Source organism: Achromobacter pestifer, assembly GCF_902859625.1.
Classification (GTDB): Bacteria; Pseudomonadota; Gammaproteobacteria; order Burkholderiales; family Burkholderiaceae_B; genus Achromobacter; species Achromobacter pestifer.
This window is the reverse complement of the sequence record NZ_CADIJX010000003.1, coordinates 283,341-307,054: the sequence shown is the minus strand read 5'-3', so window position 1 is coordinate 307,054 and position 23,714 is coordinate 283,341. Positions and strand designations below refer to the sequence as shown.

27 protein-coding genes and 1 pseudogene are annotated in these 23,714 nt (G+C 64.0%); 27 read left to right on the top strand and 1 reads right to left on the bottom strand.

Going from position 1 to position 23,714, the window contains the following annotated elements; translation table 11 throughout:
* Positions 1-548: 548 nt before the first annotated feature.
* Positions 549-1,426 (bottom strand): annotated as a pseudogene (locus tag HV753_RS13095) (LysR family transcriptional regulator).
* 115 nt (positions 1,427-1,541) lie between these two features.
* Here HV753_RS13095 and HV753_RS13090 point away from each other — a divergent pair.
* The 27 genes from HV753_RS13090 to HV753_RS12960 all read left to right on the top strand — a co-directional run bounded on the left by HV753_RS13090 (position 1,542) and on the right by HV753_RS12960 (position 23,584).
* Complete coding sequence (locus HV753_RS13090; RefSeq protein WP_175174924.1) at positions 1,542-1,973, top strand: DoxX family protein; 432 nt, start codon at positions 1,542-1,544, stop codon at positions 1,971-1,973.
* Between the two features lie 17 nt (positions 1,974-1,990).
* On the top strand, positions 1,991-2,671 hold the full coding sequence (locus HV753_RS13085) for a glutathione S-transferase family protein (RefSeq protein WP_175174923.1): 681 nt from the start codon (positions 1,991-1,993) through the stop codon (positions 2,669-2,671).
* Between the two features lie 111 nt (positions 2,672-2,782).
* Positions 2,783-3,985 (top strand): aminotransferase class I/II-fold pyridoxal phosphate-dependent enzyme, encoded by a 1,203-nt coding sequence (locus HV753_RS13080; protein ID WP_175174922.1) that lies wholly within the window; start codon positions 2,783-2,785, stop codon positions 3,983-3,985.
* An 11-nt stretch (positions 3,986-3,996) separates the two neighbouring features.
* Positions 3,997-4,482, top strand: a complete 486-nt coding sequence (locus HV753_RS13075; protein WP_246288261.1) for a DUF6190 family protein — start codon at positions 3,997-3,999, stop codon at positions 4,480-4,482.
* Positions 4,483-4,486: 4 nt separating this feature from the next.
* A complete protein-coding gene (locus HV753_RS13070; RefSeq protein ID WP_175174921.1) occupies positions 4,487-5,272 on the top strand; it encodes a dihydrodipicolinate synthase family protein in 786 nt (261 codons plus the stop codon).
* Positions 5,273-5,282: 10 nt separating this feature from the next.
* A complete protein-coding gene (locus tag HV753_RS13065) occupies positions 5,283-6,140 on the top strand; it encodes an iron-containing redox enzyme family protein (protein ID WP_175174920.1) in 858 nt (285 codons plus the stop codon).
* Entirely contained in the window at positions 6,140-6,433 is a 294-nt protein-coding gene (locus HV753_RS13060) for a Rieske (2Fe-2S) protein (protein ID WP_175174919.1), read from the top strand. Before HV753_RS13065 ends, HV753_RS13060 begins: the two co-directional genes overlap by 1 nt.
* A 4-nt stretch (positions 6,434-6,437) precedes the next feature.
* Positions 6,438-7,457, top strand: coding sequence for a methyltransferase domain-containing protein (locus tag HV753_RS13055; protein WP_175174918.1), 1,020 nt, complete (start codon positions 6,438-6,440; stop codon positions 7,455-7,457).
* 145 nt (positions 7,458-7,602) lie between these two features.
* Positions 7,603-8,199 (top strand): PFGI-1 class ICE element type IV pilus protein PilL2, encoded by a 597-nt coding sequence (gene pilL2, locus HV753_RS13050; RefSeq protein WP_175174917.1) that lies wholly within the window; start codon positions 7,603-7,605, stop codon positions 8,197-8,199.
* Positions 8,196-8,876 (top strand): hypothetical protein, encoded by a 681-nt coding sequence (locus HV753_RS13045; protein WP_175174916.1) that lies wholly within the window; start codon positions 8,196-8,198, stop codon positions 8,874-8,876. Before pilL2 ends, HV753_RS13045 begins: the two co-directional genes overlap by 4 nt.
* A complete protein-coding gene (locus HV753_RS13040) occupies positions 8,876-9,610 on the top strand; it encodes a TIGR03759 family integrating conjugative element protein (protein ID WP_175174915.1) in 735 nt (244 codons plus the stop codon). The genes HV753_RS13045 and HV753_RS13040 overlap by 1 nt, the downstream gene beginning before the upstream one ends.
* Positions 9,592-10,173, top strand: coding sequence for a lysozyme family protein (locus HV753_RS13035; protein ID WP_175174914.1), 582 nt, complete (start codon positions 9,592-9,594; stop codon positions 10,171-10,173). The genes HV753_RS13040 and HV753_RS13035 overlap by 19 nt, the downstream gene beginning before the upstream one ends.
* A gap of 68 nt (positions 10,174-10,241) precedes the next feature.
* Positions 10,242-10,805, top strand: a complete 564-nt coding sequence (locus HV753_RS13030; RefSeq protein WP_175174913.1) for an integrating conjugative element protein — start codon at positions 10,242-10,244, stop codon at positions 10,803-10,805.
* A 10-nt stretch (positions 10,806-10,815) separates the two neighbouring features.
* Positions 10,816-12,987, top strand: a complete 2,172-nt coding sequence (gene traD, locus HV753_RS13025; protein WP_175174912.1) for a type IV conjugative transfer system coupling protein TraD — start codon at positions 10,816-10,818, stop codon at positions 12,985-12,987.
* Positions 12,984-13,733, top strand: a complete 750-nt coding sequence (locus HV753_RS13020; protein ID WP_175174911.1) for a TIGR03747 family integrating conjugative element membrane protein — start codon at positions 12,984-12,986, stop codon at positions 13,731-13,733. Before traD ends, HV753_RS13020 begins: the two co-directional genes overlap by 4 nt.
* 98 nt (positions 13,734-13,831) lie before the next feature.
* Positions 13,832-14,188, top strand: coding sequence for an integrative conjugative element protein, RAQPRD family (locus HV753_RS13015; RefSeq protein WP_175174910.1), 357 nt, complete (start codon positions 13,832-13,834; stop codon positions 14,186-14,188).
* Positions 14,185-14,418, top strand: a complete 234-nt coding sequence (locus HV753_RS13010) for a TIGR03758 family integrating conjugative element protein (protein ID WP_175174909.1) — start codon at positions 14,185-14,187, stop codon at positions 14,416-14,418. The genes HV753_RS13015 and HV753_RS13010 overlap by 4 nt, the downstream gene beginning before the upstream one ends.
* Before the next feature lie 14 nt (positions 14,419-14,432).
* The gene (locus tag HV753_RS13005; protein ID WP_175174908.1) at positions 14,433-14,798 is read left to right on the top strand and encodes a TIGR03745 family integrating conjugative element membrane protein; all 366 of its coding nucleotides are present in this window, start codon (positions 14,433-14,435) and stop codon (positions 14,796-14,798) included.
* Between the two features lie 13 nt (positions 14,799-14,811).
* Entirely contained in the window at positions 14,812-15,213 is a 402-nt protein-coding gene (locus tag HV753_RS13000) for a TIGR03750 family conjugal transfer protein (protein WP_175174907.1), read from the top strand.
* The gene (locus HV753_RS12995) at positions 15,210-15,896 is read left to right on the top strand and encodes a PFL_4703 family integrating conjugative element protein (RefSeq protein ID WP_175174906.1); all 687 of its coding nucleotides are present in this window, start codon (positions 15,210-15,212) and stop codon (positions 15,894-15,896) included. The genes HV753_RS13000 and HV753_RS12995 overlap by 4 nt, the downstream gene beginning before the upstream one ends.
* A complete protein-coding gene (locus tag HV753_RS12990) occupies positions 15,893-16,804 on the top strand; it encodes a TIGR03749 family integrating conjugative element protein (protein ID WP_175174905.1) in 912 nt (303 codons plus the stop codon). Before HV753_RS12995 ends, HV753_RS12990 begins: the two co-directional genes overlap by 4 nt.
* Complete coding sequence (locus tag HV753_RS12985; RefSeq protein ID WP_175174904.1) at positions 16,794-18,215, top strand: TIGR03752 family integrating conjugative element protein; 1,422 nt, start codon at positions 16,794-16,796, stop codon at positions 18,213-18,215. Before HV753_RS12990 ends, HV753_RS12985 begins: the two co-directional genes overlap by 11 nt.
* Positions 18,196-18,630 (top strand): TIGR03751 family conjugal transfer lipoprotein, encoded by a 435-nt coding sequence (locus HV753_RS12980; RefSeq protein WP_175174903.1) that lies wholly within the window; start codon positions 18,196-18,198, stop codon positions 18,628-18,630. Before HV753_RS12985 ends, HV753_RS12980 begins: the two co-directional genes overlap by 20 nt.
* Complete coding sequence (locus HV753_RS12975) at positions 18,630-21,500, top strand: conjugative transfer ATPase (RefSeq protein ID WP_175174902.1); 2,871 nt, start codon at positions 18,630-18,632, stop codon at positions 21,498-21,500. Before HV753_RS12980 ends, HV753_RS12975 begins: the two co-directional genes overlap by 1 nt.
* A gap of 1 nt (position 21,501) precedes the next feature.
* Complete coding sequence (locus tag HV753_RS12970; RefSeq protein ID WP_175174901.1) at positions 21,502-22,236, top strand: DsbA family protein; 735 nt, start codon at positions 21,502-21,504, stop codon at positions 22,234-22,236.
* A gap of 174 nt (positions 22,237-22,410) precedes the next feature.
* Positions 22,411-22,908 (top strand): RadC family protein, encoded by a 498-nt coding sequence (gene radC, locus HV753_RS12965; RefSeq protein ID WP_217481468.1) that lies wholly within the window; start codon positions 22,411-22,413, stop codon positions 22,906-22,908.
* A 106-nt stretch (positions 22,909-23,014) separates the two neighbouring features.
* Complete coding sequence (locus tag HV753_RS12960; RefSeq protein ID WP_175174899.1) at positions 23,015-23,584, top strand: hypothetical protein; 570 nt, start codon at positions 23,015-23,017, stop codon at positions 23,582-23,584.
* Positions 23,585-23,714: the final 130 nt, after the last annotated feature.

Below are 23,714 nucleotides of genomic sequence, written 5' to 3'. Positions count from 1 at the left end.
CACGTGCGTTGGCGCAGAAGTTGATGTAGCCAATCCCTTCTTACGGGTCCAGCGGTCAAACCACCGCACCTTTAGATTTCTATGCTCGTCTCACCCATTTAAAGTATGGCACTAAGTGCTATAGGCGCGCAAGCTGAATCCGGCGAAGGTATTGCCTCGCGTCGACATTGGCGCATGCAGCCGGGGCCATGGTGCGTCCCTCGTTGCGCTCGGACTCCAAAGGCAGCCGATGTGCAGGGGCACTCTACGTCGCAGATCAGCGGCCGATCTGTACTAATGCTGGATATACTTGGCTTTGCTTGGTGCATTCGGTGTGCTGCGACGCCGGCGAGGTCAAGGTGATCTGCTGCGATGCGAGCGACACTGACGAGTTCTCAGACGCAGTAAGCGATCACCCCGTCGGAGAGAACGGCACGTCCGTCAGGTGCTGGGCCCACATCCAAACCGCCGATATCGATCCCCACCTTGAATAGGCCCGTCCCTAATCCTAGGCGATTGCGACTACGACGGCCCTTCGGGACCGTCTCTCTTTCCGGTCGACAGGACCGTCAGAGCGTCAACGTCGCGGACAGATGCTTGAACACGTGAGAGACGCGGCGCAGGTGCCGCGACTCTTGACTTGATGCATGAGCAGCCACAGTTCCGTCTCGGCCCCTTCGAGCACCCCGGTCAGTTGCGTCAGATCGGAGCGGTGTCGCGCCAGGAAGAGCGGCAGGATTCCAACACCCAGGCCAAGAGCGACAAGCTCCATGACCGTCAGGATACTGTTGACGCTGTAGTGCGGCTTCACCTGCGGATAGTTCTTCTTGCGCCATACGACGGAAGGATGTTCTGGCAACCCCTCATCAGGCGCGATCCAGCGCGCCGTCGCCGCTTCGAGCTGCTCGTAGCGCTCTGCGGGGCCAAGCTGGCGCGCTGCGAACAGCGCCACATGAATCGACCCGATGTGCTTGCCTACCAAGTGCTCGGGCGGCTGCTTAGTCGCACGCACCGCGATATCCGCGTCTCTGCGGGTCAGGTCGGCGATTTCGTTGCCCGTATGCAGCTCATAGGCAAGCAACGGGTGCATGGTCTGAATCTGCTTGAGCGCTGGCGCCACCATCCCATGCAGGATCGTGTCGGTCGTCGTGATGCGGACAGTGCCACCCAGCTGCCCCGGGGTCAGTTGCGCGGTCGATCTTGCGGACTCCAGTTGAACCTCCATCTGCTCCGCGTTCTCAGCCAATGCCATCGCCAGCTCGCCAGGCTGGTAGCCGGCACGTGAGCGCTCGAACAGACGCTGCTCCAAGCCGCGCTCAATGCGCTGAACGCTCCGAAACACGGTCGATGCGTCGATCCCCAGGCGCTCTCCCGCTTGGGCGAGCGTGCCGGTGCGCACCAGTGCCAAGATGACTTCGAGATCGGCGGCACTGAGTTTGTATTGCATTTTGATGTCTCCGGTCCTTGCGTTTTCGCATACCCAATTTTCCAGCATGCATATTTCCGTTGCATACCCGCAAGACTACAGTGCGTCGGTCTGTCCAAACTGAAAGCGAGCTGAGATGAATCGAGCGGCCATTGCAAGCGGAGCAGCGAACACCTTCGGTGCTCCACTGCTGCGCGTGGCCCTGGGTGTCATGTCGGTCGCGCACGCCTTGCTCAAGCTGCTCGCCTTCACACTCACCGGAACAGGTGAGTCCTTCCATGGCATCGGCCTTGCGGGTTTGCTGGCTTACCCCGCTTTCATCGCTGAACTGGCGGGCGGAGCGGCCCTCGTGCTCGGGATCTATGCTCGCCAAGTGGTCCTGCTGCTCGTGCCGATCGTGGCGTTCGCTGCCTGGGCGCCCTCGCACAGCGGTTGGTCGCACGAGAGCGGCGGAGGCGGCTGGGAATACCCCGTCTTCCTGATTGTCGCATCGGTATCGCTCTGGTTGCTGGGCGACGGCGCGGTTACGCTGAAAACCAGCAGGCGCCTCACACCACAAGCGACCTGAGCCCAGTCGGTCGCGCCGTGAAAGCAAACTTTCTCCTCGTCAGTCACACGCTCTGCCCCTACGTGCAGCGTGCAGCGATCATCCTATCGGAGAAGGGCGTGCCCTTCGAGCGCAGGGACATCGATCTGGGCAACAAGCCCGACTGGTTCCTCAAAGTGTCGCCGCTGGGCAAGACGCCCGTTCTGCTGGTCGGAGACAAGCCCATCTTTGAATCCGCGGTGATCTGCGAGTTCCTGGATGACACGCTTGCCCCGCGCCTTCACCCGAAGGCGCCACTTGCGCGGGCTGAGCATCGCTCATGGATCGAGTTCGGTTCTGCCTTGCTGAACACCATCTGGACCTTCTATAGCGCGCCAGACGAGGCGGGATTGAGGGCCGCGGCAACGGACATCCGGTCGCGGTTTCAAAAGATAGAACGCGCGCTTGGAGCCGGACCCTACTTCAGCGGCCAGCCATTCAGCATCGTGGATGCGACGTACGGCCCGGTTTTCAGGTACTTCGACGTATTCGAGACGATCGGCGATTTCGGCATCCTCGCGGATCTGCCGAAAGTGACTGCTTGGCGCGCCCGGCTTGCCGAGCGGTCGTCCGTGCAGGCAGCCGTTCAACTCGACTACCCCAAGCTACTACTGCACTTTCTGTCGCGCCGCGACTCGGCGCTATCCAGACGAATCAACGGCGAGGCGTCGCGCACATGATGCCCCGCCACAACCGTCGGACGGTTCCCGCTTTTCTACCTGCACTTGAGCGGGATTGCCTCGCTGTGGGTCAATGGTCCACCAACGTAACGAGAACACAGGGAAAGGTCTATGAACGTGGGAAGCCTCGCATTACCGCCGCAACGAGATCACGCTCTTCTGGCGAAGGCAGATATAACGCAGCATGAGATTGCGGCACTGCGGACCCCGTTCAACCTCGCGGACGCCCATACCCACCAAAGCCAAAGTCCGAGCCAGCGCCGCATCGTCGAGAGTCTGCCCCGACTCTGGGACGCGGCCGCCCGGCAAACTCAGTATCAAAGCGAGCAGGACTTTATCCAGGCTTTCTTTCGGCTCCACGGGCAGCACCGTGCGCTGGAGCGCCATGACGAAATTTATCTCGTCTATGCCGCGTCGGTCGGCATGCATATCACCGCCACTTATCTGCAGAAACACGGCCTGCGCGTCGGCCTCATTGAGCCATGCTTCGACAACCTGCATGACCTGATGCAGCACATGCAGGTGCCCATGGTTCCCCTCGGCGAACACTTATTTGCCGACAAGAGTCAGGTGTACCAGAGGCTTCTCGGGCACGCCGATCAAATCGACGCAGTATTCCTGGTCGACCCGAATAATCCAACGGGATTCAGCCTCTTCAACCCGACAGACCTCGCCTTCCGCGAAGTCGTTCGATTCTGCGTCGAACGCGACAAGATCCTGATACTCGATTTCTGCTTCGCGGCATTCATCCTGGCGTCCGGGCAGTCCCGCCCCGATGTGTACGCGATCCTGGAAGACTCGGGCGTTCGCTACATCGCGATGGAGGACACGGGGAAGACTTGGCCTATCCAGGACGCCAAGTGCGCCACCATCACCACCAGCCGCTGCCTCACCGCGGACATTTATCCGATCGTCACCAGCGTCCTCCTGAACGTCTCGCCATTCGTCCTGAAGCTGGTCACCGAGTATGTTCGCGACAGCGCTCAGGATCGCTTTGCGTCGGTGCGCGAACTGCTCGACGAAAACCGCAGCCTCGCGCGGCGGCAACTGGACGGGGGACTACTGCGCTATCGGAGTCCGATGGTGAGAACCAGCGTGGCATGGTTCGAGATCACCGATCCAGCGTGGACGGCCGACTTGCTACAGGCCCATCTGCTGGATTTCGACGTCTACGTCCTATCCGGCAAGTACTTCTACTGGAGCAATCCCTGGAAGGGGCAACGATTCATCCGCCTGGCGCTGGCGAGAGATGCTGACGTCTTCGCCGCGGCCATTGACGCGATATGTACTGCGCTTGAGGAGGTCGAAGCGTGAAGGAAATTCCCTTGTTCATCGACGCCTCGTTCTTCCTGGGCATGCACGATCGCGACGAAACGCGACGGCTACGCTCGCTCAGCTACTTTACCCGGAATTTCTCCAGTCAGCCGCGCATGAACTTCGAGCAGATTGGAATCTGCGACGCGGTCATCTGGGCGCAGAGCCGCCAAGTTCAGGATCTCTACTACCCGTTCATGGACCGCCTGCACAGCGACATGGCCATACAGCGGAGCGGGTACACCTACGACGACATCAACGCGGCGCTCAGCCACCCGCACCTCAAGCAGATGGATCCGGAGCAGGCGCTTCTGGTCGGCCAGCTGTTCCGAAGGGGTGGGCAGTTGGCGACCCATGACCCCGTGCTGCGCACGCTGGACTGCTTACAGGGCCGACTATGGCGCGATGACCAGGACGCCGCCCCGGTCTCCTTTCCATCGGAGCTGCAGGAGCTCTACGATGCGTCCCGGGCCTTCGTCTACAACGCGGACGGGTAGGCAAATGGCAACCGACATCTTCGTGCCGTTGATTACCCCGATCGACTACCGGGGCATGGTATGTGGGCCGAGCGTCCAACGTCTCCTTTCCTCGCTGCGGCATTCTGCCAACGGCTTCATTCCTTGCCTGACGTCGGGAGAGGGCTGGCGCCTCAGTGCGACGCAATGGGAAGACATGTTGCGATTCACGCTGGAACATGCGGGGGCGAGCGCGGTGATCGCCGGCATCGAGCAGCCTTCGACGGCAGAGGTTCATGCCTATGCTGAATCGGCGAAGCGCTTGGGCGCACACGGCGTCATGCTGACGTCTCCGTTCGGTGAATCGGTCACCCAAGCCGGCATCCTCGATCACTACCGACGGGTTCATGACGCCGTAGATCTGAGTATCTACGTCTACAACGAGTCCAGCCTTTCAGGGAACGAGACCCTTTTCGATACCTTGCTTGCCATCGCAGCGCTGCCGCGCGTTGTTGGCATCAAGGATTCGGCGGACGTGGCTCGTAGCTCGGACCAGATCAAGGCTTTGCAGGCGCAGGGGCTGAAGTACTACGTCGGCTGGGAGCATCAGTTGGGTGAGGACTTGCCCGTGGACGGGTGCGTCGTGTCTCTGGCGAACATCGAGCCCGCACTGTGCCGCGTGGCGCTTGCGTGCGAGTGCGCCGCCGTCAGGTCCGAGGTAACCCGGCTCACCGAAGCCTACGCACTGCAGAGCGACGACTGGTATGTTCACATCAAGAAAGAACTGTTCAGCCGCGGCGCCATCTCCACCGCGCGAGCGGCTACATCTTGAGGGGGGTGACATGCAAGCAGTCACTCAGAAGCGCCTGTATCAGTCGAATCGTGCTCGACTGCTCACGCCTGGATATCACGCACCAGAAGTCGATGCGTTCGAGCGCCAATGGATAGCGCATCGGCTGGCTGCACTCGGCACCGTGCCGCTGCCAAGTTCACTGCCAGCGCTGCGAAGCGCCTTAGCGCAACAGGTCCATGATGAACAGCAGGCACCGAACGAGAGCGCTACCTATGTGGCGGACCAGATCCGACGGGATGAGTTTTGCATCCTGGTACAGGAGTTTGCCATCGACGGGCTGACGGAGGCGCAGGTCTTCTACTTCGTGTTGCCACGCCTACCCCTGGAGGCGCAGATGCCGCTTCTGCGAATCATGATCGACGAATTTGGCTCTGGGAACATCAAGCGCGCGCACACAAGCCTTTATCTCGACCTCCTGCGCGAACTCGACATGCCAACGTCGCTGGACTTCTATCCGGATGAAGTCGGCACGGCGAGTTTCGAGTTCGTCAACCTGTTCTACTGGCTGACCCTTCGCGCTGACAGTGTTTCGTACTTTGCCGGCGCGCTGACCTATCTCGAAACCGCAATACCCTCGTTCTTCGACTGCTACGCCCAGGCATGCCGCCGGCTGGGCATTCGAGCACACGCCTACTATACCGAGCACCAACACATTGACGCCTTCCACGCCGTAGAGGGCCAGCGCCTGCTGAGCGCAATGAATGCGACCGGAACGCTCGACGCCGCCAAGGCCTTTCAAGGGGCGTTGTTGGCAAGTCATATCACCGACAAGGCGTTCAAGGACGCCGTCCTGAAGGCACGACTGTCCCACGCTCGTCTAGCGCCAGTCGCGGTCGGCGTCGAGTGATGGACGTCGACGACTACACGGAGGAAGGCAGCTTTACGCTGGTGCTGGATGGTTGCCGGTACCGCATTCCCGCACACTGCCCGCACCGTGCGGGGCGGCTCGCTCACGGACATATCAACCAGGCACGCATGACGATCACCTGCCCGCTACACCACTCGGTCTTCAGCCTGGAGTCGGGCGTACAGCTCGCCGGCCCCGCCTGCGGGGCGCTGAGCGTCAGGTCTCAGCCGCTTAGCTCCTCGGATTCGGCGGGCGACGTTCCTTTCAATCACGACTACGCGCGAGAGGAATAAGACCATGCGCTACGCGACGGAACAACTGTGGACGCCCTTGTCCGAGTCGCTGCTCGGATGGGATGACGCATTTCACGATCTCATGCTCAACGACGCCCTTCGTATGCACGCCTACCGTAAGGCGATCTTCGAGGTTGTTCGGCCCGGAGACCATGTCGTAGACCTGGGCACCGGTACCGGCATCTTGAGCCAATGGGCGCTGCACGCCGGCGCGGCAAGCGTGACCGGCATAGAGATGAACGCCGACATCCTTGCGCTGGCCGTGCAACGCCTAAGCGATGCCGGCTTTCGGGACCGCTTCGTTCCCGTCAATCAGATCTCCTACGACGTCGAACTGCGAGCACCAGTGGACGTGCTGATATCGGAGATCATCGGCAACATGGCCGACAACGAGAACTTTCAGCCGATTCTCGAAGACGCGATCAAGCGCTTCCTGAAGCCGGGCGGCGCCGTCCTGCCGCTTGCGGTCCGATCCTTTCTCGTTCCCGTGGCTGCGGCCAAGGCCCATCGACAGCTGTGCGCCGGCTCCGTGTCTAGCCTTACCGCACACTACGACGTCGCGCAGCTCTACAAGCAACGGGAGATCGGGTCGCCGTTCAGTATCTACTACGACTGCATCCTCCCGCGCGAGCTTTATCTATCCGATCCGCAGCAGCTTTGCTGCTATGGCGGCGCCTGGGATCAGCCGCCCACCTACACGCAGCGCCGGTCGTACGTTCTTCGGGCCGGCGCACGCTTCACCGGCTTCAAGGCCTATTTCGTGGCCGACCTCTCAGCCAACACGGTGCTGGACATCTCCGGGGGTGACATTGCGGCCGGGGAGACATCGGACAGTTGGAAGCACGCCTACCTCCCCATCGAAACCCCCATCGACGTACAAGAGGGTGACATGCTGAACGTAGCATTCACCCGACGCTATCCGAAGAGGCCGGCATCCGGCTTTCAGCAGGTGTACGAGTGGGTCGGAACGGTCGCACGGCAGGGGCAAATCGTAGGGCAGTTCGCGCAGCGCATGGAGAGCTAGACAACATCATCGGCAGCGGTCCGTCGGATGGCCTCTAAAGGTTGCCGGGCCACGCACTAATCGGTCCGCACAGGTTCCCTATTGTTTGCTGATGGAGTCGCCCCCAAGGGCGATGGTGGCGGTTCAGAAAACCTGGAACCGCCCTATGCGACCGATCATCCGTACTCATTACCGTTGGGCCGCCGGCGGGTTGCTGGCGGCCAGCACACTGATTGCAGGCTGCGTCACAGCACCGTCGGAGCCGGCTCCGGCGATCATCGAACAAGCGACAGAAGAAGCACCGGTCACCCAACCCGGATTAGCCGAGCCAGACTGGATTCCGGTCGTCCGCTATGGACGTTACACGCTGGTCGAACTCGCCCCCGGCTCGGCGCAACGCGACCTGTTGGCGCAGATCATCGACGTCACCATGCCCGACACGTCTCGTGCCGACGTGGGCGAGGCCTTGCGGTACGCACTGCTTCGCTCGGGGTATCGGCTTTGCGACAGGGCGGATGCGGCTGCCTTGTATGCGCTTCCACTCCCGGCCGCCCATCTGCGCCTCGGGCCGATCCTGCTGCGCGATGCGTTGCTCACGCTGGCGGGCCCGGCCTGGGACCTGCAGGTCGACGACACCGAACGCCAGGTCTGCTTTGCTCGCCACGACCAGCGCACGCCACCCGCTGATGGCGTGACGCCTCCAGCGCCCGAGAGCGCGCTGGGCGCAGAAGCCTTTCCGATCGCCACCGAGGCTCGGCCGTGAGCACCTTGGCCGAGATCCCCCCCCGTTCCCGGGCAACCTTAGTCCGGGCCGCCGCCGCCACGTGGCTGCTGCTGATCAGCATCGCCGTGATCATCAACCATGTTGCGTTGACGCGGCTGTCCGAGCAGGCTGAGGGTAGCGTCCAAGTGTCGCAGATGACGGCGCTTCAAAGCCGCATGGCCGAACTCGGCCAGCAAATCGACCACGACCGCGAGCAGCCCGCCGCGGTGACCCAGGCCGGTTACGATGCCGACCGCCAAGGATTGGAGCAGCGACTGGCGTCCATCGAGCAGGCGGTGGGCGACCGGCTGCCTGCCGACGGTCTGGTCCCTCTGGAGCAGCGGCTCGACCAATTGGTCGCTCGTCTCGATCAGTTGCAGTCTCGGCAGGCCAAGGCAAAGCCAGATGCCCCTGCACCAGCCCGTGCTCGCGCTACGCCGGCTCCGAAGGCGAAGGCGCCCGAGCCACCGCCGTTCACCGTCCTCGGCGTCGAGATGCGCGGTGGCGAGCGCTTCGTGTCCATCCTGCCCGTTGACAAGGCTGCGTTCTCGGAGGCCCGCCTACTGCACCCCGGTGAGTCGGAGGACGGCTGGTTGCTGGAGTCCGTTGAGGCCGGACTTGCCGTCTTCCGCCAGGGCACCGAGGTCCATCGCCTGGCAGTTGAACGGGGACGGTAATGCGCACTCTCGTCAGCCTCGCTGTAGGGGCCTGCCTCGCCACCTCGGGGCCGCTGCCGGCGATCGCGCAGAGCGTACGCGGCGCATCGCCGACCGTTCAAGCCAGCCAGGAGCGCCCGGCGACAACCTCCCGCAGCGACACAGCGCTCGCTGGAGACTGGGGGCTACGCGCGGAGGAGTGGGGACGCTACAAGGAACTGATGGAGGGTCCCTTGGGGATCTATTCCCCCAATCTCGATCCGCTGACCGCGCTGGGCATCGAGGCACGCTCGGACGAGGAGCGACGCCGCTACGCGGAGTTGCAGGTGGAAGTCGAGGCCCGTCGAGTCGAGAAGACGCTGGCCTATCAACGCGCCTATGACGCGGCCTGGCAGCGTCTACATCCAAGCATGCAGCGCGTGAGCCTACCCGATGTCACCGTCGCGGCCGCACCCGTGCCAGCAGGACCGGAGCGTCTCGCGGTGTTTGTCAAGGACGGCTGCGCGCCGTGTGGAGCGGTCGTCCAGCAGTTGCAGGCATCCTCTGCCGAGTTCGACCTCTATATGGTGGGCAGCCGCGGCGACGATGCACGCATTCGCGACTGGGCAAAGCTCACCAGGATCGACCCGGGCAAGGTGCGCGGCGGCGCGATCACCCTGAATCACGATGCAGGCCGCTGGCTATCGCTAGGCCTGCAGGGGGACCTGCCTGCCGTGGTGCAGCGGGTCGGCGGCCAATGGCAGCGGCGTCCCTAGGCCTGCGGCTGGCCCCGTCGATGCTCGGCGCCTGGCTGGCGTTCATCCCGGCCCACGCACAGGAAGTGCCGCCACCGGCCTACCAGCTCGCGGCTCAGCATGCCGGCATCCCGTCCTCGGTGTTGTACGCGGTCGCATTGCAGGAGAGCGGCATCAAGCGGGGCGACCGGTTCGTGCCCTGGCCCTGGTCGCTCAACGTGGCCGGTGCGCCCCGACGCTTTTCCACCCGTGCCGAGGCCTGCGCCGTCCTTCAGCACGCCCTACGCACGGTGCCGCCGACGCGCGTCGACGCAGGCTTGGGCCAGATCAACCTGGGCTTCCAGAAGCACCGCTACCTGCATCCCTGTGAGCTGCTCGACCCCTACCTGAACCTCGCCATCGCCGCTGAGATCCTGCGCGAGCAGCATACGCCCGGCCAGAACTGGCTCGTGGCTATCGGTCGCTACCACCGGCCGGCCGGCGGCGCACCCGCCGCGCGCTATCGACGCAGCGTCGGCCAGCATCTGGCGCGCGTGCTCGGCCCCGATGCGTCGGCCCATCCACGACAGTCCGCCTCGCCATGAAAACCACGCCCCCATATGTCGCGCAGCGGCCCGGCACATCCGACTTTCCTTCGCATGAGGCATCCAACATGCTCAATCACGCTTGCACCCTCGTTTTCCGTTTGCGCTCCCTGGCTGTCCTCGGGTTATCGCTATGCGCTGGCACCCTCGCCGCCCAGCCTGCGGGTACGCCGCTGATCGTGGTCGAGGACCACGGCGGGAGCGCCGCACAGCCGTACTACGAGGCGCTGGACCTGCAGCCACGCGCCGCGCGCCCGGCATCGCCGCCGCGATCGGTCCCGATGCCCCAGATCGGCCCCGTCGACGAGGCGGCCATGCTTCCGGTGCGCTCGGCGCGCCTGGCGCCGGGCACGGTTTCACGCAGGACAATCCAGGCTGCAGGGCTTTCGCCACTGTTCCTGGTCGGTGACGACGAGCGCTCGCGCGCGTGGCTACGCCAGCGAGTTGCGACCTTGCGTGACCTCAACGCCACTGGCCTTGTGGTCAATGTGGAGTCTGCAAGTGGCCTGGCGGCACTGCGCACACTGGTGCCCGGGCTCACCCTCACCCCAACGTCCGGGGACGATCTTGCCGAACGCTTGAATCTGCGCCATTACCCGGTGCTGATCACTGCCTCGGGTATCGAGCAGTGACTCGCACACCATGGCCCAACCCCATGCGGTCGAGGTGCTGTTGCGCCCTGCGGTGGAGCTATACACCGTCGCCGTCTGCGCCGGCGCCGTGCTGGTTTGCCTGGCGGCACCGTGGTCGCTCGCACTGAGCCCGCGGCTGGGACTCGGCAGCGCGTCGGCCTTCGTCCTATTCGGCGCCATCCGCCTGCGTCAGGCGGTGACGATCCTGCGCTACCGTCGAAACATCCGCCGCCTGCCGCGTTACGTCATGACCAGCCGTGCGGTACCAGTCAGCCAGCAGCGGCTGTTCATTGGCCGCGGCTTCCGGTGGGATCAACGGCACACCCACCGGCTGATGCAAACGTACCGGCCCGAGTTCCGCCGCTACGTCGAACCGACAGTCGCCTATCGGCTCGCACGGCACCTGGAGGAGCGGCTGGAGTTCGCGCCATTTCCGCTATCTCGGCTCGCCAGAACGCTAAGGTGGGACAGCCCCCTGAACCCTGTGCGGCCGCTGCCGCCGGTCGGGGGAATGCCGCGACTACACGGCATCGAGCCCAACGAAGTCGACGTCACGCTTCCGCTGGGCGAGCGGGTGGGACACACCCTGGTCCTGGGCACGACCCGCTGCGGCAAGACGCGCTTGGCCGAACTGTTCATCACGCAGGATATTCGGCGCCGCAACGCCGCCGGTGAACACGAAGTGGTGATCGTCTTCGATCCGAAGGGCGACGCGGATCTGCTGAAAAGGATGTATGTCGAGGCCAAGCGCGCTGGACGCGAGGGCGAGTTCTATGTATTCCACTTGGGCTGGCCCGACATTAGCGCCCGCTACAACGCGGTCGGCCGCTTCGGGCGAATCTCTGAAGTCGCCACGCGTGTCGCTGGGCAACTCTCGGGCGAAGGCAACAGCGCAGCATTCAGAGAGTTCGCGTGGCGCTTTGTGAATATCATTGCTCGCGCCTTGGTCGAGCTGGGTCAGCGTCCGGACTACTTGCTGATCCAGCGCCATGTCGTGAACATCGATGCGCTGTTCATCGAGTACGCCCAACAATTCTTTGCCAAGAACGAGCCAAAAGCGTGGGACGTCATCGTCCAGCTCGAAGGCAAGCTCAACGACAAGAATATTCCGCGCAACATGGTGGGGCGCGAGAAGCGCGTGATCGCGCTCGAGCAGTACTTGTCCCAGGTGCGTACCTACGACCCGGTCCTCGACGGCCTGCGCAGCGCGGTGCGCTACGACCGCACGTATTTCGACAAGATCGTGGCGAGCTTGCTGCCGCTGCTGGAGAAGTTGACCACGGGCAAGATCGCCCAGTTGCTGGCGCCAGACTATTCGGATCTTGCCGACGCGCGGCCCATCTTCGATTGGATGCAGATCATCCGCAAGCGAGCCGTGGTCTATGTCGGCTTGGATGCGTTGTCCGACGCGGAGGTAGCGTCCGCCGTGGGCAACTCGATGTTCTCGGACCTGGTGTCGGTCGCAGGCCACATCTATAAGTTCGGGATCGACGATGGCTTACCAGGGGCAGTAGCCGGCGCGAAGGTGCCGATCAATGTTCATGCCGACGAGTTCAACGAGTTGATGGGAGACGAATTCATCCCGATGATCAACAAAGGCGGCGGTGCCGGCATCCAAGTCACCGCCTACACCCAGACGTTGTCCGATATCGAAGCGCGCATCGGCAACCGGGCCAAAGCCGGCCAGGTCATCGGGAACTTCAACAACTTGGTGATGCTGCGCGTGCGCGAGACGGCCACCGCCGAGTTGCTCACGAAGCAACTCCCTAAAGTCGAGGTCTACACCACGTCCTTGATGAGCGGCGCCACCGACAGTTCGGACATCCGCGGACATACGGATTTCACGTCCAACACCCAAGACCGCATCAGCACGTCGAGTGTTCCCTTAGTCGAACCTGCACATGTTATCGGCCTGCCGAAAGGCCAGGCATTCGCGCTGCTGGAAGGAGGAAATCTTTGGAAAGTGCGCATGCCGTTGCCAGCCCCCGACCCGGACGAGGCGATGCCCAAGGATCTGCAACAGCTCGCCGGATACATGCGGCAGCACTATATGGACGCCGGCGACTGGTGGCAGAACGAGGCGCTACCTGGCTTGCAGGATGGCGGCTTGCCGATGGACCTGCGCGATGACTTCGAGCTCATGGTCGCGGACGTCGAGTCGGGCGATGAGGAGCGTCCATGAGCGATCCTGCCGTCGCGGCACAACGCCAGCAGGCTGCGCAACAAGGCTTGATCGCCGGTCTCGTCACGCTGCCGTTCCGGCTGTTCGGCGTGCTGTGCGGGTCGCTGCTGCTTTGCATCGTGATCGAATGCGTCGGCATGCACTTGTTCTGGCCCGACGAAGGCTGGCGACATGCCCAAGGGATGCTCAACTACGAACTCAACCAACTCTCCAGCCACTTCACACGTAGCGCGCTGGTGCAAGAGCCGGGACGCACGGCACATTGGCTCGTGGAGCTGGCCTACGAGTGGATATTCGTCAAGAGTGGTTTGATCGAGTGGATGCGCAATGCGTCAGCACAGGCCACCGCACCTAGCCAGGGTGTTACGCGCGATTTCCGCTACTACATCAGTCAACTCTATGTTTGGTTGGAGCGCTACCTGATTGCCGCCGCCTTGTCGGTCCTCGTGTTCGTCGTTCGACTCTTTGTATTGGTGCTGTCGCTGCCGCTCTTTCTGCTGGCGGCATTCGTCGGGCTGGTCGATGGACTGGTGCGACGGGACATCCGACGGTTCGGCGCAGGCCGTGAATCCGGGTTTGTTTACCACCGAGCAAAGGCGGCGCTGATGCCGCTGGCCGTGCTCCCTTGGGTGATCTATCTGGCGCTGCCGGTGAGCGTAACGCCGCTGCTCGTGCTACTGCCCGCCGCCCTGCTATTGGCACTGGCGGTGGATATGGCTGCAGGCAGCTTCAAGAAGTACCTGTGACAACAGAAATGCGGTGAAGCGGCAGTCCCCATTGTTTGCGGCTTTCCTAGCGCCGCAGCACCAGCATCGGTCCATTCGCCCTCACTGGAAATGGCACGATGCAACGGACTTACGGCTCAGCGCTTGCATGGCGGCACTCATTCGCCGTGCTGCTGCTCGCGTGCGTATCGACGGCGCAGCAAGCCGTCGCGGCTGACGACGGAAGTGAGCGAGACCGTCTGGCGGCCGTGGTCCGTCAATTGGATCTTCTCGACCACCTAGCCAAGCAGTCCGCCGTCGCCGCGCCGCAAGAGCGGGTTCGCTACCACTTCGACTATGAGCGCCTGGGGACGGACCTGCAGCGGGTTCGGGTCGGGATTCACGACTACCTGACGCCGCAACGCGCCCAGCCACGTGATCCCGCGGACCTGCTTGGCGACTACCGGCAGCAGGCCGAGTCGCAGGACACGCCATGAACGCCAACCAGATCGCCGCCTTTCAGGCCAATGGCGGCTTCGCCGCGTCCGCCGTCGCAGTCGTTCTGGTCGGCGCGGTCTTCGCCGTCCTGTTGCTGTGGGGCGTATGGGCGATGCGCACCGTCTACGTCGGGTGGGCGGAGCAGCGGATTTCCCAGCGTCAGTTTCTCGGCGTCGCGGTGCGCTTCATCGCGATGTACGTGGTGCTGACTTTCTTCCTGCTCTCGTAACAAAGGTAGCCATCATGAATTCGGTCTCCCGTCTCTTCCGCTCGTCGCGCTTCGCGCGCCTCGCCTCGTTGCCCATCCTGGTCGCATTGGCGCCGCTCGCGCAGGCCCAAGGACTGCCTACCCTCGAAGACCCGTCGCGCGGCACCGGCAGCGGAATCATGGAGACGCTGCGCAACTACGGCTACGACATCGTGATGCTGATCGCACTGCTGGTGGTCGCTTCGATGTTCGTTGGCGTGTGCTACCACGCGTACGGTACCTACGCGGAGATCCATACCGGACGCAAGACGTGGGGGCAATTCGGGCTGACCGTGGCGGTCGGCGCCGTTCTGCTCGTGGTGGGCATCTGGCTGCTCACCGAAGCCACGGGCATCCTGTGAGCGTGGCCTAGCGATGCCTGAATACCAGGACATTCGCCCGGACGGCACGGTCGCGTTCCTGCCGCACCGTTTGAACCGCCATCCCGTGGTCGTTCGCGGACTCACGGCGGACGAACTGTGGGTGTGTGCCGGCCTGTCGGGGGCGGTCGGATTGGCATCGGGCATTCCGCTGGCGTTCGTGTTCTCCACAGTCGCCATCGTGCCGACGCTGGTCGTCGCCAGCATCGCCGTGGGCGTTTTTGTGGGCGGTGGTGTGCTGCGCCGGCAGAAGCGCGGCAGGCCAGACACCTGGCTCTACCGGCAACTGCAATGGTGGATTGCGCGTCGCCATCCAGCGTTGGCGCCCTCTGTCGGTGCGCGCGTCCTGGTGATCCGCTCGGGCTACTGGAGCACACGCAGGAGCAGGAACCCATGAGCCGGTTCAAGAACGAGATCCTGCACCTTCAGGGCCATATCAAATCCCTGCGGCTGGGTGCTGGCGCGCTGGTCGGGTTGGCCCTGGTGCTGGGCTTCGGCTGGTGGAGTGCGCCGCGCGACCTGGTGATTCATGTGCCGCCGGACCTGCGCGCTGGCAGCACGCGCCCGTGGTGGCAAACCCCGCCGGAGAGCGTCTACGCCTTCACGTTCTACGTCTGGCAGCAATTGAACCGCTGGCCCGCCAATGGGGATGAGGACTACCAACGCAATATCCACGCGTTGTCGGCTTATTTCACGCCGGCATGCCAGGCGTTCTTGCGTCAGGACTACGAATACCGCCGCACGGCTGGCGAACTTCGACAACGCGTGCGTGGCATCTACGAGATTCCAGGGCGCGGCTACGGCGAGGCGCCGACTTCACGCGTGCGGACGGTATCCGATCGCGACTGGGTAGTGACGTTGGACGTGACCGCCGACGAGTACTACGGAGCCGAACAAGTCAAGCGAGCGTTTGTGCGCTATCCGATCAAAGTCCTGCGCATGGACGTCGACCCCAACCGCAACCCGTTTGGCTTGGCAATCGACTGTTACGACGGCGCGCCGCAGCGCATCGCTGAACCGGAGGTGGCCGCCGCGCAAGGCGGTAGCGGTCCGGACTTATCTGAGGGAGAGACCCAATGAGACGCGTTGCTTCGCACGCGGGTGCCGTACTCGTGCTGCTCCTGTGGATGCCGGCCGGCCACGCGATCGAAATCCTGCACTGGGAACGGCTTCCTCTGGCGGTTCCGCTGCGCGTTGACCAAGAGCGAGTGGTCTTCATCGACCGCAACGTTAGGGTGGGCATGCCAGCCTCGGTTGGGGATCGCCTGCGGGTGCAAAGCGCCGGCGGCGCTCTCTACCTTCGGGCCAGCGAGCCGATCGAGCCGACCCGGCTGCAGTTGCAGGATGCGGACACCGGCGCGGTGATCCTGCTGGACATCGCCGCCGAGCCGGCCCAGGCGGGCCAGGCCGCCTTGGAGCCGATACGCATCGTCGAGGGCGAATCAGCGCCGCAGCGCTACGGCCAGCAGTCGACACAGGCCGAAGGCACGGACGAAGAGACCGCCACCCTGCCAGGAGCGCCGACGCGCGCCGCGCGCGAGACGCCCGTGCCGGTGGTGCTCACGCGCTACGCAGCGCAGTCCCTATACACGCCGTTGCGCACCGTCGAGCCGGTGCCGGGCATCGCGCGCGTGAATTTGCGGCGCGACCTCGCGCTGGACACCTTGCTGCCGACCTTGCCGGTGCGCGGCCAGGCGTTGGCTGCTTGGCGACTCGACGACCTGTGGGTGAGCGCCGTACGACTGAGCAACAAGGCGTCGTCCTGGCTCGACCTCGATCCTCGCGCACTTCAGGGCGATTTCATGACGGCCACCTTCCAGCATCCGATTCTCGGGCCGGTGGGCACATCGGAGGACACCACGGTGGTCTATCTGGTGACGCGCGGGCACGGCCTGGCCGAAGCGTTGCTTCCGGCCATCAGCCCCATCGACGCGACGCTCAACCTGCCGGTGCCGGGCAGCACGGACGGGGGCCGCGATGAGGAGTAATGGCCTGCTGAAGTGGTTGATGATCCCGATGCTGCTGCTGCTCGTGTTTGTCGGCTTTCGTCTGTTCTCCGGAGGCGGCAGCCAGCCTGTGCGAGACCGCGGCAGTCAACTGACCCCGGAAGAAGCCAAGGCCTTGGGCATCGAGGGCGACACACCGCGGGACACCGTGGCGACGCTGGTGGCTCAGGTCAGGCAGTTGCGCACCGAGCTGCAGACCGCGCTTTCCGACAACAAGACGCAGCGCGCCGAGAACGAGCGCCTGCGCCAGCGCGAGGGCTCAATCGACCGGCGCATTCAGAGCGCCTTGGAGACTGAGCGCAGCCAGTTGCGGCAGGACCGCGAACAGGTTGCTTCCCAGCGCCAGCAGACCCAGGGACTGCTGCAGGATCTGCAGCGTCGGCTGGAAGGAGTGGGCGGCACGGACGGCCACGATGATCTGCCGGTCGGCCTGGGCCTGAAACCCGGTGACGGTACTGGACCTGGCGACGGGGTGCGCTGGATCGAACCCGCCGACGCCCCGGCCGAGGCCAAGGGCCGTGCGCCGGGCGCGGGCAGCGGTTTCAGCTTTCCCACCAGCTTCGCACCCGCACAAAAGACCTTAGAGGACACGGCATCCTCGGCGGTGGACGCCGACAGTCGAGCGGTAGGTGTATCCAGCGCCCGGCCGGTCTACACCGTACCGACCAATTCGACGTTGATGGGTTCGGTGGCGATGACCGCCCTGGTCGGCCGTGTGCCGATTGACGGCACTGTCAACGATCCGTATCCGTTCAAAGTGTTGATCGGCCCGGACAACCTGACGGCCAATGGCATCGACATCCCCGATGTTGCCGGCGCGGTGGTCAGCGGCACCGCCTCCGGCGACTGGACGCTCTCGTGCGTACGCGGACAGATCAGGAGCGTCACCTTCGTCTTTCACGACGGCACGATTCGCACCGTTCCCGAGGACCGCGAACGCGGCGGCAATCGCCAGCAGAGCGGCAACAACACGCGGGATGGCCTGGGGTGGATCAGCGACCCATATGGCATTCCCTGCGTCAGTGGCGAACGTCGCAGCAACGCCCAGCAATACCTCGGCACGCAGGCGCTGATCACTGCGGCCGGCGCGGGCGCAGCTTCGCTAATCGACTCGGACAGCGGCCGCATGTCCTATGTCGGCAGCGACGGATCGGTTGGGACGGTGGGAATCTCGGGCAACGAGGCGATGGGCCGGATTCTGGCCGGCGGCGTGCAAGAGATGTCGCAATGGGTGAACCGCTTGTACGGGCAGGCTTTCGCCGCCGTCTATGTCCAACCCAACGCCCGGGTCGCCGTCCATCTCGAAGAACCCATCACGATCGACTACGACCCGAAGGGGCGCAAGGTCGATCATCGCCTCGGAGGTACCTCGGATGTACAGGACCTGGACTAAGGGCGTGACCGCATTGATCGGCGCGGCGCTGCTCGGTGGCTGTGCCACCAGCAAAGAGGAGATGCTGTCCCATGGCGACCAGACCATGCTCGATATCTGGAACACGGGGACCGGCGGTAGCGCCGGGGGCGGCCAAGCCGCACGGCAGTTGCTCGATGCCCGGCAGGTACTGCGGCGCCCGTTGACGACCGAAGATCTGCAGGCCGCACCTGGATTGCAGGCCCGGTACACGCGCACGGCACAGAACGAAATCTACCGGCAGTTCCATCGCCTGCCGAATCCCGATCTCGTCATGTACGTGTTCCCGCACCTCGCCGGCACCGACCCGGTGCCCGTGCCGGGCTACAGCACGGTGTTTCCGTTGTACCAGCGGGTGCAGTACGCGCTACCCGGCGAGCGGGTCGAGGACTATTGATGGCGTGGCCTCTGCTCAAGCGTCGGCCACGGTCGGCGCCGACGACGGCATCTGCCCCACCGCCGGCCGACGCCTGGGAACGCCATGTCGCCCAGCTGCACGCGCATGGCCTGCCCGAGCCCGGCGGCCCCGGCGCCCGGCCGCGCCGCCGGGCGACCGTCGCCGACGAGCAGGCTTTGTACGACGTGGCGCCGTCGTTCGCGGATTTGCTGCCCTGGGCGGAGTACCTGCCTGAGTCGCAGAGCATGTTGCTGGAGGACGGCGCATCGGTGGCAGCGTTCTTCGAGCTGCTGCCGGTCGGAACCGAAGGCCGGGAGCCTGGCTGGCTGGGCCAGGTTCGCGACACCCTCGAGAACGCGCTACAGGACTCGTTCGACGAGTTGGACGAGGACCCGTGGGTCGTCCAGTTGTACGCCCAGGACGAGACCAGTTGGGACCGCTATCTCGAAGACTTGCGTAACTACATCCAGCCACGCGCAAAGGACAGCGCTTTCACCGAGTTCTACCTACGTTTCTTTGCCCACCATCTGCAAGCGGTGGCAAAGTCCGGTGGGCTGTTCGAGGACTCGACAGTCAGCCGCCTGCCGTGGCGCGGCCAAACCCGGCGTGTGCGCATGGTCGTCTACCGGCGTGTCGGCCGGACACCCACGCGTCGCGGGCAATCGCCGGAGCAGGCCCTGAATATGGTCTGCGACCGCCTGGAGGGCGGCCTGGCCAACGCAGGCGTGCGTGCGCGTCGTCTAGGTGCGCCTGACATCCATGCGTGGCTCCTGCGCTGGTTCAACCCGGCGCCACGCATGCTCGGCGACACTGCCGCCGACCTCGAGCGGTTCTACGCGCTGGTCCGCTATCCCGACGAGGCCGAGCCCGGCGAGATCGAACTGGCCAGCGGCACGGACTTCGCGCAGCGACTGTTCTTCGGCCAGCCGCGCTCGGATGTCGCCGAAGGCCTGTGGTACTTCGACGATCTGCCGCACCGGGCCATCGCGGTCGACCGCCTGCGCATGCCGCCGTCCACGGGGCACGTCACCGGCGAGACCCGCAAGGGCGGCGACGCCATCAACGCGCTGTTCGACCAGATGCCCGAAGACACGGTCCTCTGCCTGACGCTCGTGGCGACGCCGCAAGACATCCTCGAAGCGCACCTAAACCACCTTGCGCGCAAGGCAGTCGGCGAGACGCTGGCCTCCGAGCAGGCCCGCCATGACGTGGAACAGGCGCGCGGGCTCATCGGCAGCGCGCACAAACTGTATCGCGGCGCGCTGACGTTCTATCTGCGCGGTCGCGACCAGGCCGAGCTCGAGGCACGGGGCCTGCAGTTGGGGAACATCCTGCTCAACGCCGGCCTGCAGCCCGTGCGCGAGGACGACGAGGTCGCGCCGCTCAATACGTTCCTACGCTGGTTGCCGTGCGTCTACGACCCGGCCAAGGACAAGCGGCAGTGGTACACCCAGCTGATGTTCGTGCAGCACGCAGTCAATATCGCGCCGCTGTGGGGCCGCAGCCAGGGCACCGGACATCCCGGGATCAGCGTCTTCAACCGCGGCGGCGGGCTCGTCACGTTCGATCCGTTGAGCAAGCTCGACCGGCAGATGAACGCTCACCTGTTTCTGTTCGGCCCGACTGGCTCGGGCAAGAGCGCGACGCTCAACAACATCCTTATCCAAGTCACCGCGATCTACAGGCCGCGGCTGTTCGTGGTCGAGGCCGGCAACTCGTTCGGCCTGTTCGGCGAGTTCGCCGCACGACTCGGACTAAGCGTCCATCGCGTGAGGCTGGCGCCCGGCTCGGGTGTGAGCCTGGCGCCGTTCGCTGATGCCCACCGCCTGGTCGACATGCCCGGCCAGGTACAAACGCTCGATGCCGACGCGCTGGACGAGGAGGAAGGCGCCGGCGACGAGCAGCGCGACGTGCTGGGCGAGTTGGAGATCACCGCCCGCCTGATGATTACGGGCGGCGAGGACAAGGAAGAGGCGCGGATGACGCGCGCCGACCGCAGCCTGATCCGCCAGTGCATCCTCGATGCCGCCCAGCGCTGCATGAACGAGCAGCGCACCGTGCTCACGCGCGACGTGCGCGACGCGCTGCGCGAGCGGGGCCGCGATCCCACGCTGCCGGAGACCCGCCGCACGCGTTTGCTGGAAATGGCCGACGCCATGGACATGTTCTGCCAGGGGGCGGACGGCGAGATGTTCGACCGGGCGGGCACCCCGTGGCCCGAGGCAGACATCACCATCGTCGATCTCGCCACCTACGCCAGGGAGGGCTACAACGCACAACTCTCCATCGCGTACATCAGCCTGATCAACACGGTCAACAATATCGCGGAGCGCGACCAGTTCCTGGGCCGGCCGATCATCAACGTCACCGATGAGGGCCACATCATCACCAAGAACGCACTGCTCGGACCGTACGTTCTGAAGATCACGAAAATGTGGCGGAAATTGGGGGCCTGGTTCTGGTTGGCGACGCAGAATCTGGACGACCTGCCCAAGGCAGCGGAACCCATGTTGAACATGATCGAATGGTGGATCTGCCTGAACATGCCGCCTGACGAAGTGGAGAAGATCGCTCGTTTCCGGGAGCTGAATCCGGCGCAGAAAGCACTGATGCTCTCGGCCCGAAAGGAGTCCGGGAAGTTCACCGAAGGCGTGATCCTGTCGAAGTCGTTGGAGATTCTGTTCCGTGCGGTCCCGCCGAGCTTGTATCTCGCCTTGGCACAAACGGAGCCCGAGGAGAAGGCAGAGCGCTTCCAGTTGATGCAGCAGTTCAACATCAGCGAACTGGACGCCGCGGTCAAGGTGGCCGAGAGGATCGACCGCGCCCGAGGCATCGAACCGCTATACGACGCCATTCTCGATGCAGGCTGACATGCCGAACGCACCCCGTACTCGCTCGTCGTACCGGCGTTGGCTCCTGCCACTGGCTACGGTGGTCGGCCTCCTAGCCGCCCTGGTGCTGTGGTCGCTGCCTCATCTTTCGCACGACCCGCGCAGCGCTGCGGGCGATACCACCGAACAACATCCGCCTGGTCCCCCGTGGCGGTATGGCCAGGCGGACGCGCGCTTTACGGTGATCGAATACGCCGATCTCGAATGCCCGTACTGCCAAGCCTATGCGCCGGTCCTGCGCAAGTGGATCGACCAACATCCGGACGTGAGTTTGCAATGGCATCACTTGCCACTGCCCATGCACGAGCCGATGGCGACGCGACTCGCCCGGCTGGCCGAATGCGTGGGCGAAGCACAAGGCCATGCGGGCTTCTGGAAGGCTGTCACGTGGATCTATCAGCACACCCGCAGCGACGGCCAGGGCCTGCCGGCGGGCTTGGACTATCCCGATCAAGATCAGGTCGTGCAAGCCTGCCTCGCGAGCGAGCGGCCCGACGTCATCATCCGCGCTCAGGCCGACGAGGCGCGGCAAGCCGGCGTGATGGCTACACCCACCTTGCGCCTGCTCGACCACAAGAGTGGTCAGTCGCTGATCGTTGCCGGGCCCGCCGAAGGCGACACCTTGCTTTCTGCGCTGGATCTGCTGGCGGCCACCGACGCCACTCGCCCGACCACTGAATTGTCCGCTGACGACGTCAGCGACATGCCCAGGTAGCCGCGGGTCTTCAAGGCTACGGCGCGGGTTCCACCGCGTTGATCCACCCAGTTCGCCACGCATCCCCGGCGCGAACGGCCACCGTGCATCCGGTGGTGGATGCCAATCATCACTGTCCCTGGAGGGTCCGCCCTCCAGGGGACGGGAACCTCCCATTTCCTTGGAGGTTTCGTCATGTCTACATCCCTCGCCACGCTCGGTGGCGCTTCATCATTTAACCCCGCTGCCATTGCGCAGGACGACTGGATCATCAGCCGGGCCATCGAGATCCTGGAGCGCCGTGTCTTCCAGCATGGCCCCAAGTTGCAAGCCCCTTCCGACGTCCGGGATTTCCTGCGCATGAAGTTGTCGGCGGAGCCCAACGAAGTCTTCTCGGTGGTCTTCATGGATACCCAGCATCGTGTCCTGGCCTATGAGGTGCTGTTCCAAGGGACGATCGACTCCGCGTCCGTTCACCCTCGCGTTGTACTCAAGCGTGCCTTGGATCTTCGAGCAGCCGCCTTGGTGCTCTGCCACAACCACCCATCGGGCAACACCACACCCAGCGAGGCCGACAGACGCCTGACGCAGGTAATGAAGGATCTCCTGTTCCAGGTCGATGTTCGCGTACTGGATCATTTCATCGTTGGCGAAGGGACGCCGTACTCGTTTGCCGAATCCGGTCTCTTGTAGCCAACCGTTTCGTGGTGCCTGCATTGGCACCACTTTCACCCGTGCGGGCACCCCAGACCCGCAGGGGTCCGCTCGGTGCCCGCCATCTCACTCTTAGGAGCGCATCATGCAACCGCAACGTCATCACTTTGAAGGCGTCCCCTTCATTGCTACTCCCTATCACACCGGAACCTACATTCGCGAGGACGTGTTCTGGCGCCAGTTCACTATCCTTTGCCATGGCGATACCCTGTACCGGGAGGACGATCCTGCGCTCGGGACCTACTGGTCACCGGGCGTACGCGTACTCGGCTGGTCCGGCTTGATCGAAGAAGCCATGTCGCTGGCCAACGACATCGTCGATCGCGGGGATTTTGGCAGCGACGACGATAGCGAGGCGCTGAGCTTCGCACCGAAGTTGGTCCTAGTCCGTGACCGCAGCGGACGACACGTCCTTGCCGGAGAAGTCCGTAGCGCAGACATCAAGTGGTGCCTGCCGGTTGGGTCGGATCTTGAGGCCGATCAAGTCTTCAACGAAGCACGCGAGTTGCGACGCGGAGCCTCGTTTGAACATATGTGGGACAACTTCGGCACCGAGGAGGATCTGTGCCATCGTGCATCGGTTCTGGAAGGACGGCTGGTGGATAGGCTCTATCGCCACCACGCACTCACGGCCATTCAGACAGCCACTCACTGATCGACGCGGGGGCACTAAGCTCCCGCATCCCTTTTTTTTGCCCCATGTCCGGCTGTGGCGATGTTTCCTGCCGGTAGACTCGCTTCGCCCGCGACGCACTCATATTTCTCGCAACGGACCATCACCCGCA

Excerpts from the sequence above, each read along its gene's own strand:
- HV753_RS13090 (WP_175174924.1), top strand. The coding sequence starts at position 1,542 with ATGAATCGAGCGGCCATTGCAAGCGGAGCAGCGAACACCTTCGGTGCT.
- HV753_RS13080 (WP_175174922.1), top strand. The coding sequence starts at position 2,783 with ATGAACGTGGGAAGCCTCGCATTACCGCCGCAACGAGATCACGCTCTT.
- HV753_RS13070 (WP_175174921.1), top strand. The coding sequence starts at position 4,487 with ATGGCAACCGACATCTTCGTGCCGTTGATTACCCCGATCGACTACCGG.
- HV753_RS13065 (WP_175174920.1), top strand. The coding sequence starts at position 5,283 with ATGCAAGCAGTCACTCAGAAGCGCCTGTATCAGTCGAATCGTGCTCGA.
- HV753_RS13060 (WP_175174919.1), top strand. The coding sequence starts at position 6,140 with ATGGACGTCGACGACTACACGGAGGAAGGCAGCTTTACGCTGGTGCTG.
- HV753_RS13055 (WP_175174918.1), top strand. The coding sequence starts at position 6,438 with ATGCGCTACGCGACGGAACAACTGTGGACGCCCTTGTCCGAGTCGCTG.
- pilL2 (WP_175174917.1), top strand. The coding sequence starts at position 7,603 with ATGCGACCGATCATCCGTACTCATTACCGTTGGGCCGCCGGCGGGTTG.
- HV753_RS13040 (WP_175174915.1), top strand. The coding sequence starts at position 8,876 with ATGCGCACTCTCGTCAGCCTCGCTGTAGGGGCCTGCCTCGCCACCTCG.
- HV753_RS13035 (WP_175174914.1), top strand. The coding sequence starts at position 9,592 with ATGGCAGCGGCGTCCCTAGGCCTGCGGCTGGCCCCGTCGATGCTCGGC.
- HV753_RS13030 (WP_175174913.1), top strand. The coding sequence starts at position 10,242 with ATGCTCAATCACGCTTGCACCCTCGTTTTCCGTTTGCGCTCCCTGGCT.
- traD (WP_175174912.1), top strand. The coding sequence starts at position 10,816 with ATGGCCCAACCCCATGCGGTCGAGGTGCTGTTGCGCCCTGCGGTGGAG.
- HV753_RS13020 (WP_175174911.1), top strand. The coding sequence starts at position 12,984 with ATGAGCGATCCTGCCGTCGCGGCACAACGCCAGCAGGCTGCGCAACAA.
- HV753_RS13015 (WP_175174910.1), top strand. The coding sequence starts at position 13,832 with ATGCAACGGACTTACGGCTCAGCGCTTGCATGGCGGCACTCATTCGCC.
- HV753_RS13010 (WP_175174909.1), top strand. The coding sequence starts at position 14,185 with ATGAACGCCAACCAGATCGCCGCCTTTCAGGCCAATGGCGGCTTCGCC.
- HV753_RS13005 (WP_175174908.1), top strand. The coding sequence starts at position 14,433 with ATGAATTCGGTCTCCCGTCTCTTCCGCTCGTCGCGCTTCGCGCGCCTC.
- HV753_RS13000 (WP_175174907.1), top strand. The coding sequence starts at position 14,812 with ATGCCTGAATACCAGGACATTCGCCCGGACGGCACGGTCGCGTTCCTG.
- HV753_RS12995 (WP_175174906.1), top strand. The coding sequence starts at position 15,210 with ATGAGCCGGTTCAAGAACGAGATCCTGCACCTTCAGGGCCATATCAAA.
- HV753_RS12990 (WP_175174905.1), top strand. The coding sequence starts at position 15,893 with ATGAGACGCGTTGCTTCGCACGCGGGTGCCGTACTCGTGCTGCTCCTG.
- HV753_RS12985 (WP_175174904.1), top strand. The coding sequence starts at position 16,794 with ATGAGGAGTAATGGCCTGCTGAAGTGGTTGATGATCCCGATGCTGCTG.
- HV753_RS12980 (WP_175174903.1), top strand. The coding sequence starts at position 18,196 with ATGTACAGGACCTGGACTAAGGGCGTGACCGCATTGATCGGCGCGGCG.
- HV753_RS12975 (WP_175174902.1), top strand. The coding sequence starts at position 18,630 with ATGGCGTGGCCTCTGCTCAAGCGTCGGCCACGGTCGGCGCCGACGACG.
- HV753_RS12970 (WP_175174901.1), top strand. The coding sequence starts at position 21,502 with ATGCCGAACGCACCCCGTACTCGCTCGTCGTACCGGCGTTGGCTCCTG.
- radC (WP_217481468.1), top strand. The coding sequence starts at position 22,411 with ATGTCTACATCCCTCGCCACGCTCGGTGGCGCTTCATCATTTAACCCC.
- HV753_RS12960 (WP_175174899.1), top strand. The coding sequence starts at position 23,015 with ATGCAACCGCAACGTCATCACTTTGAAGGCGTCCCCTTCATTGCTACT.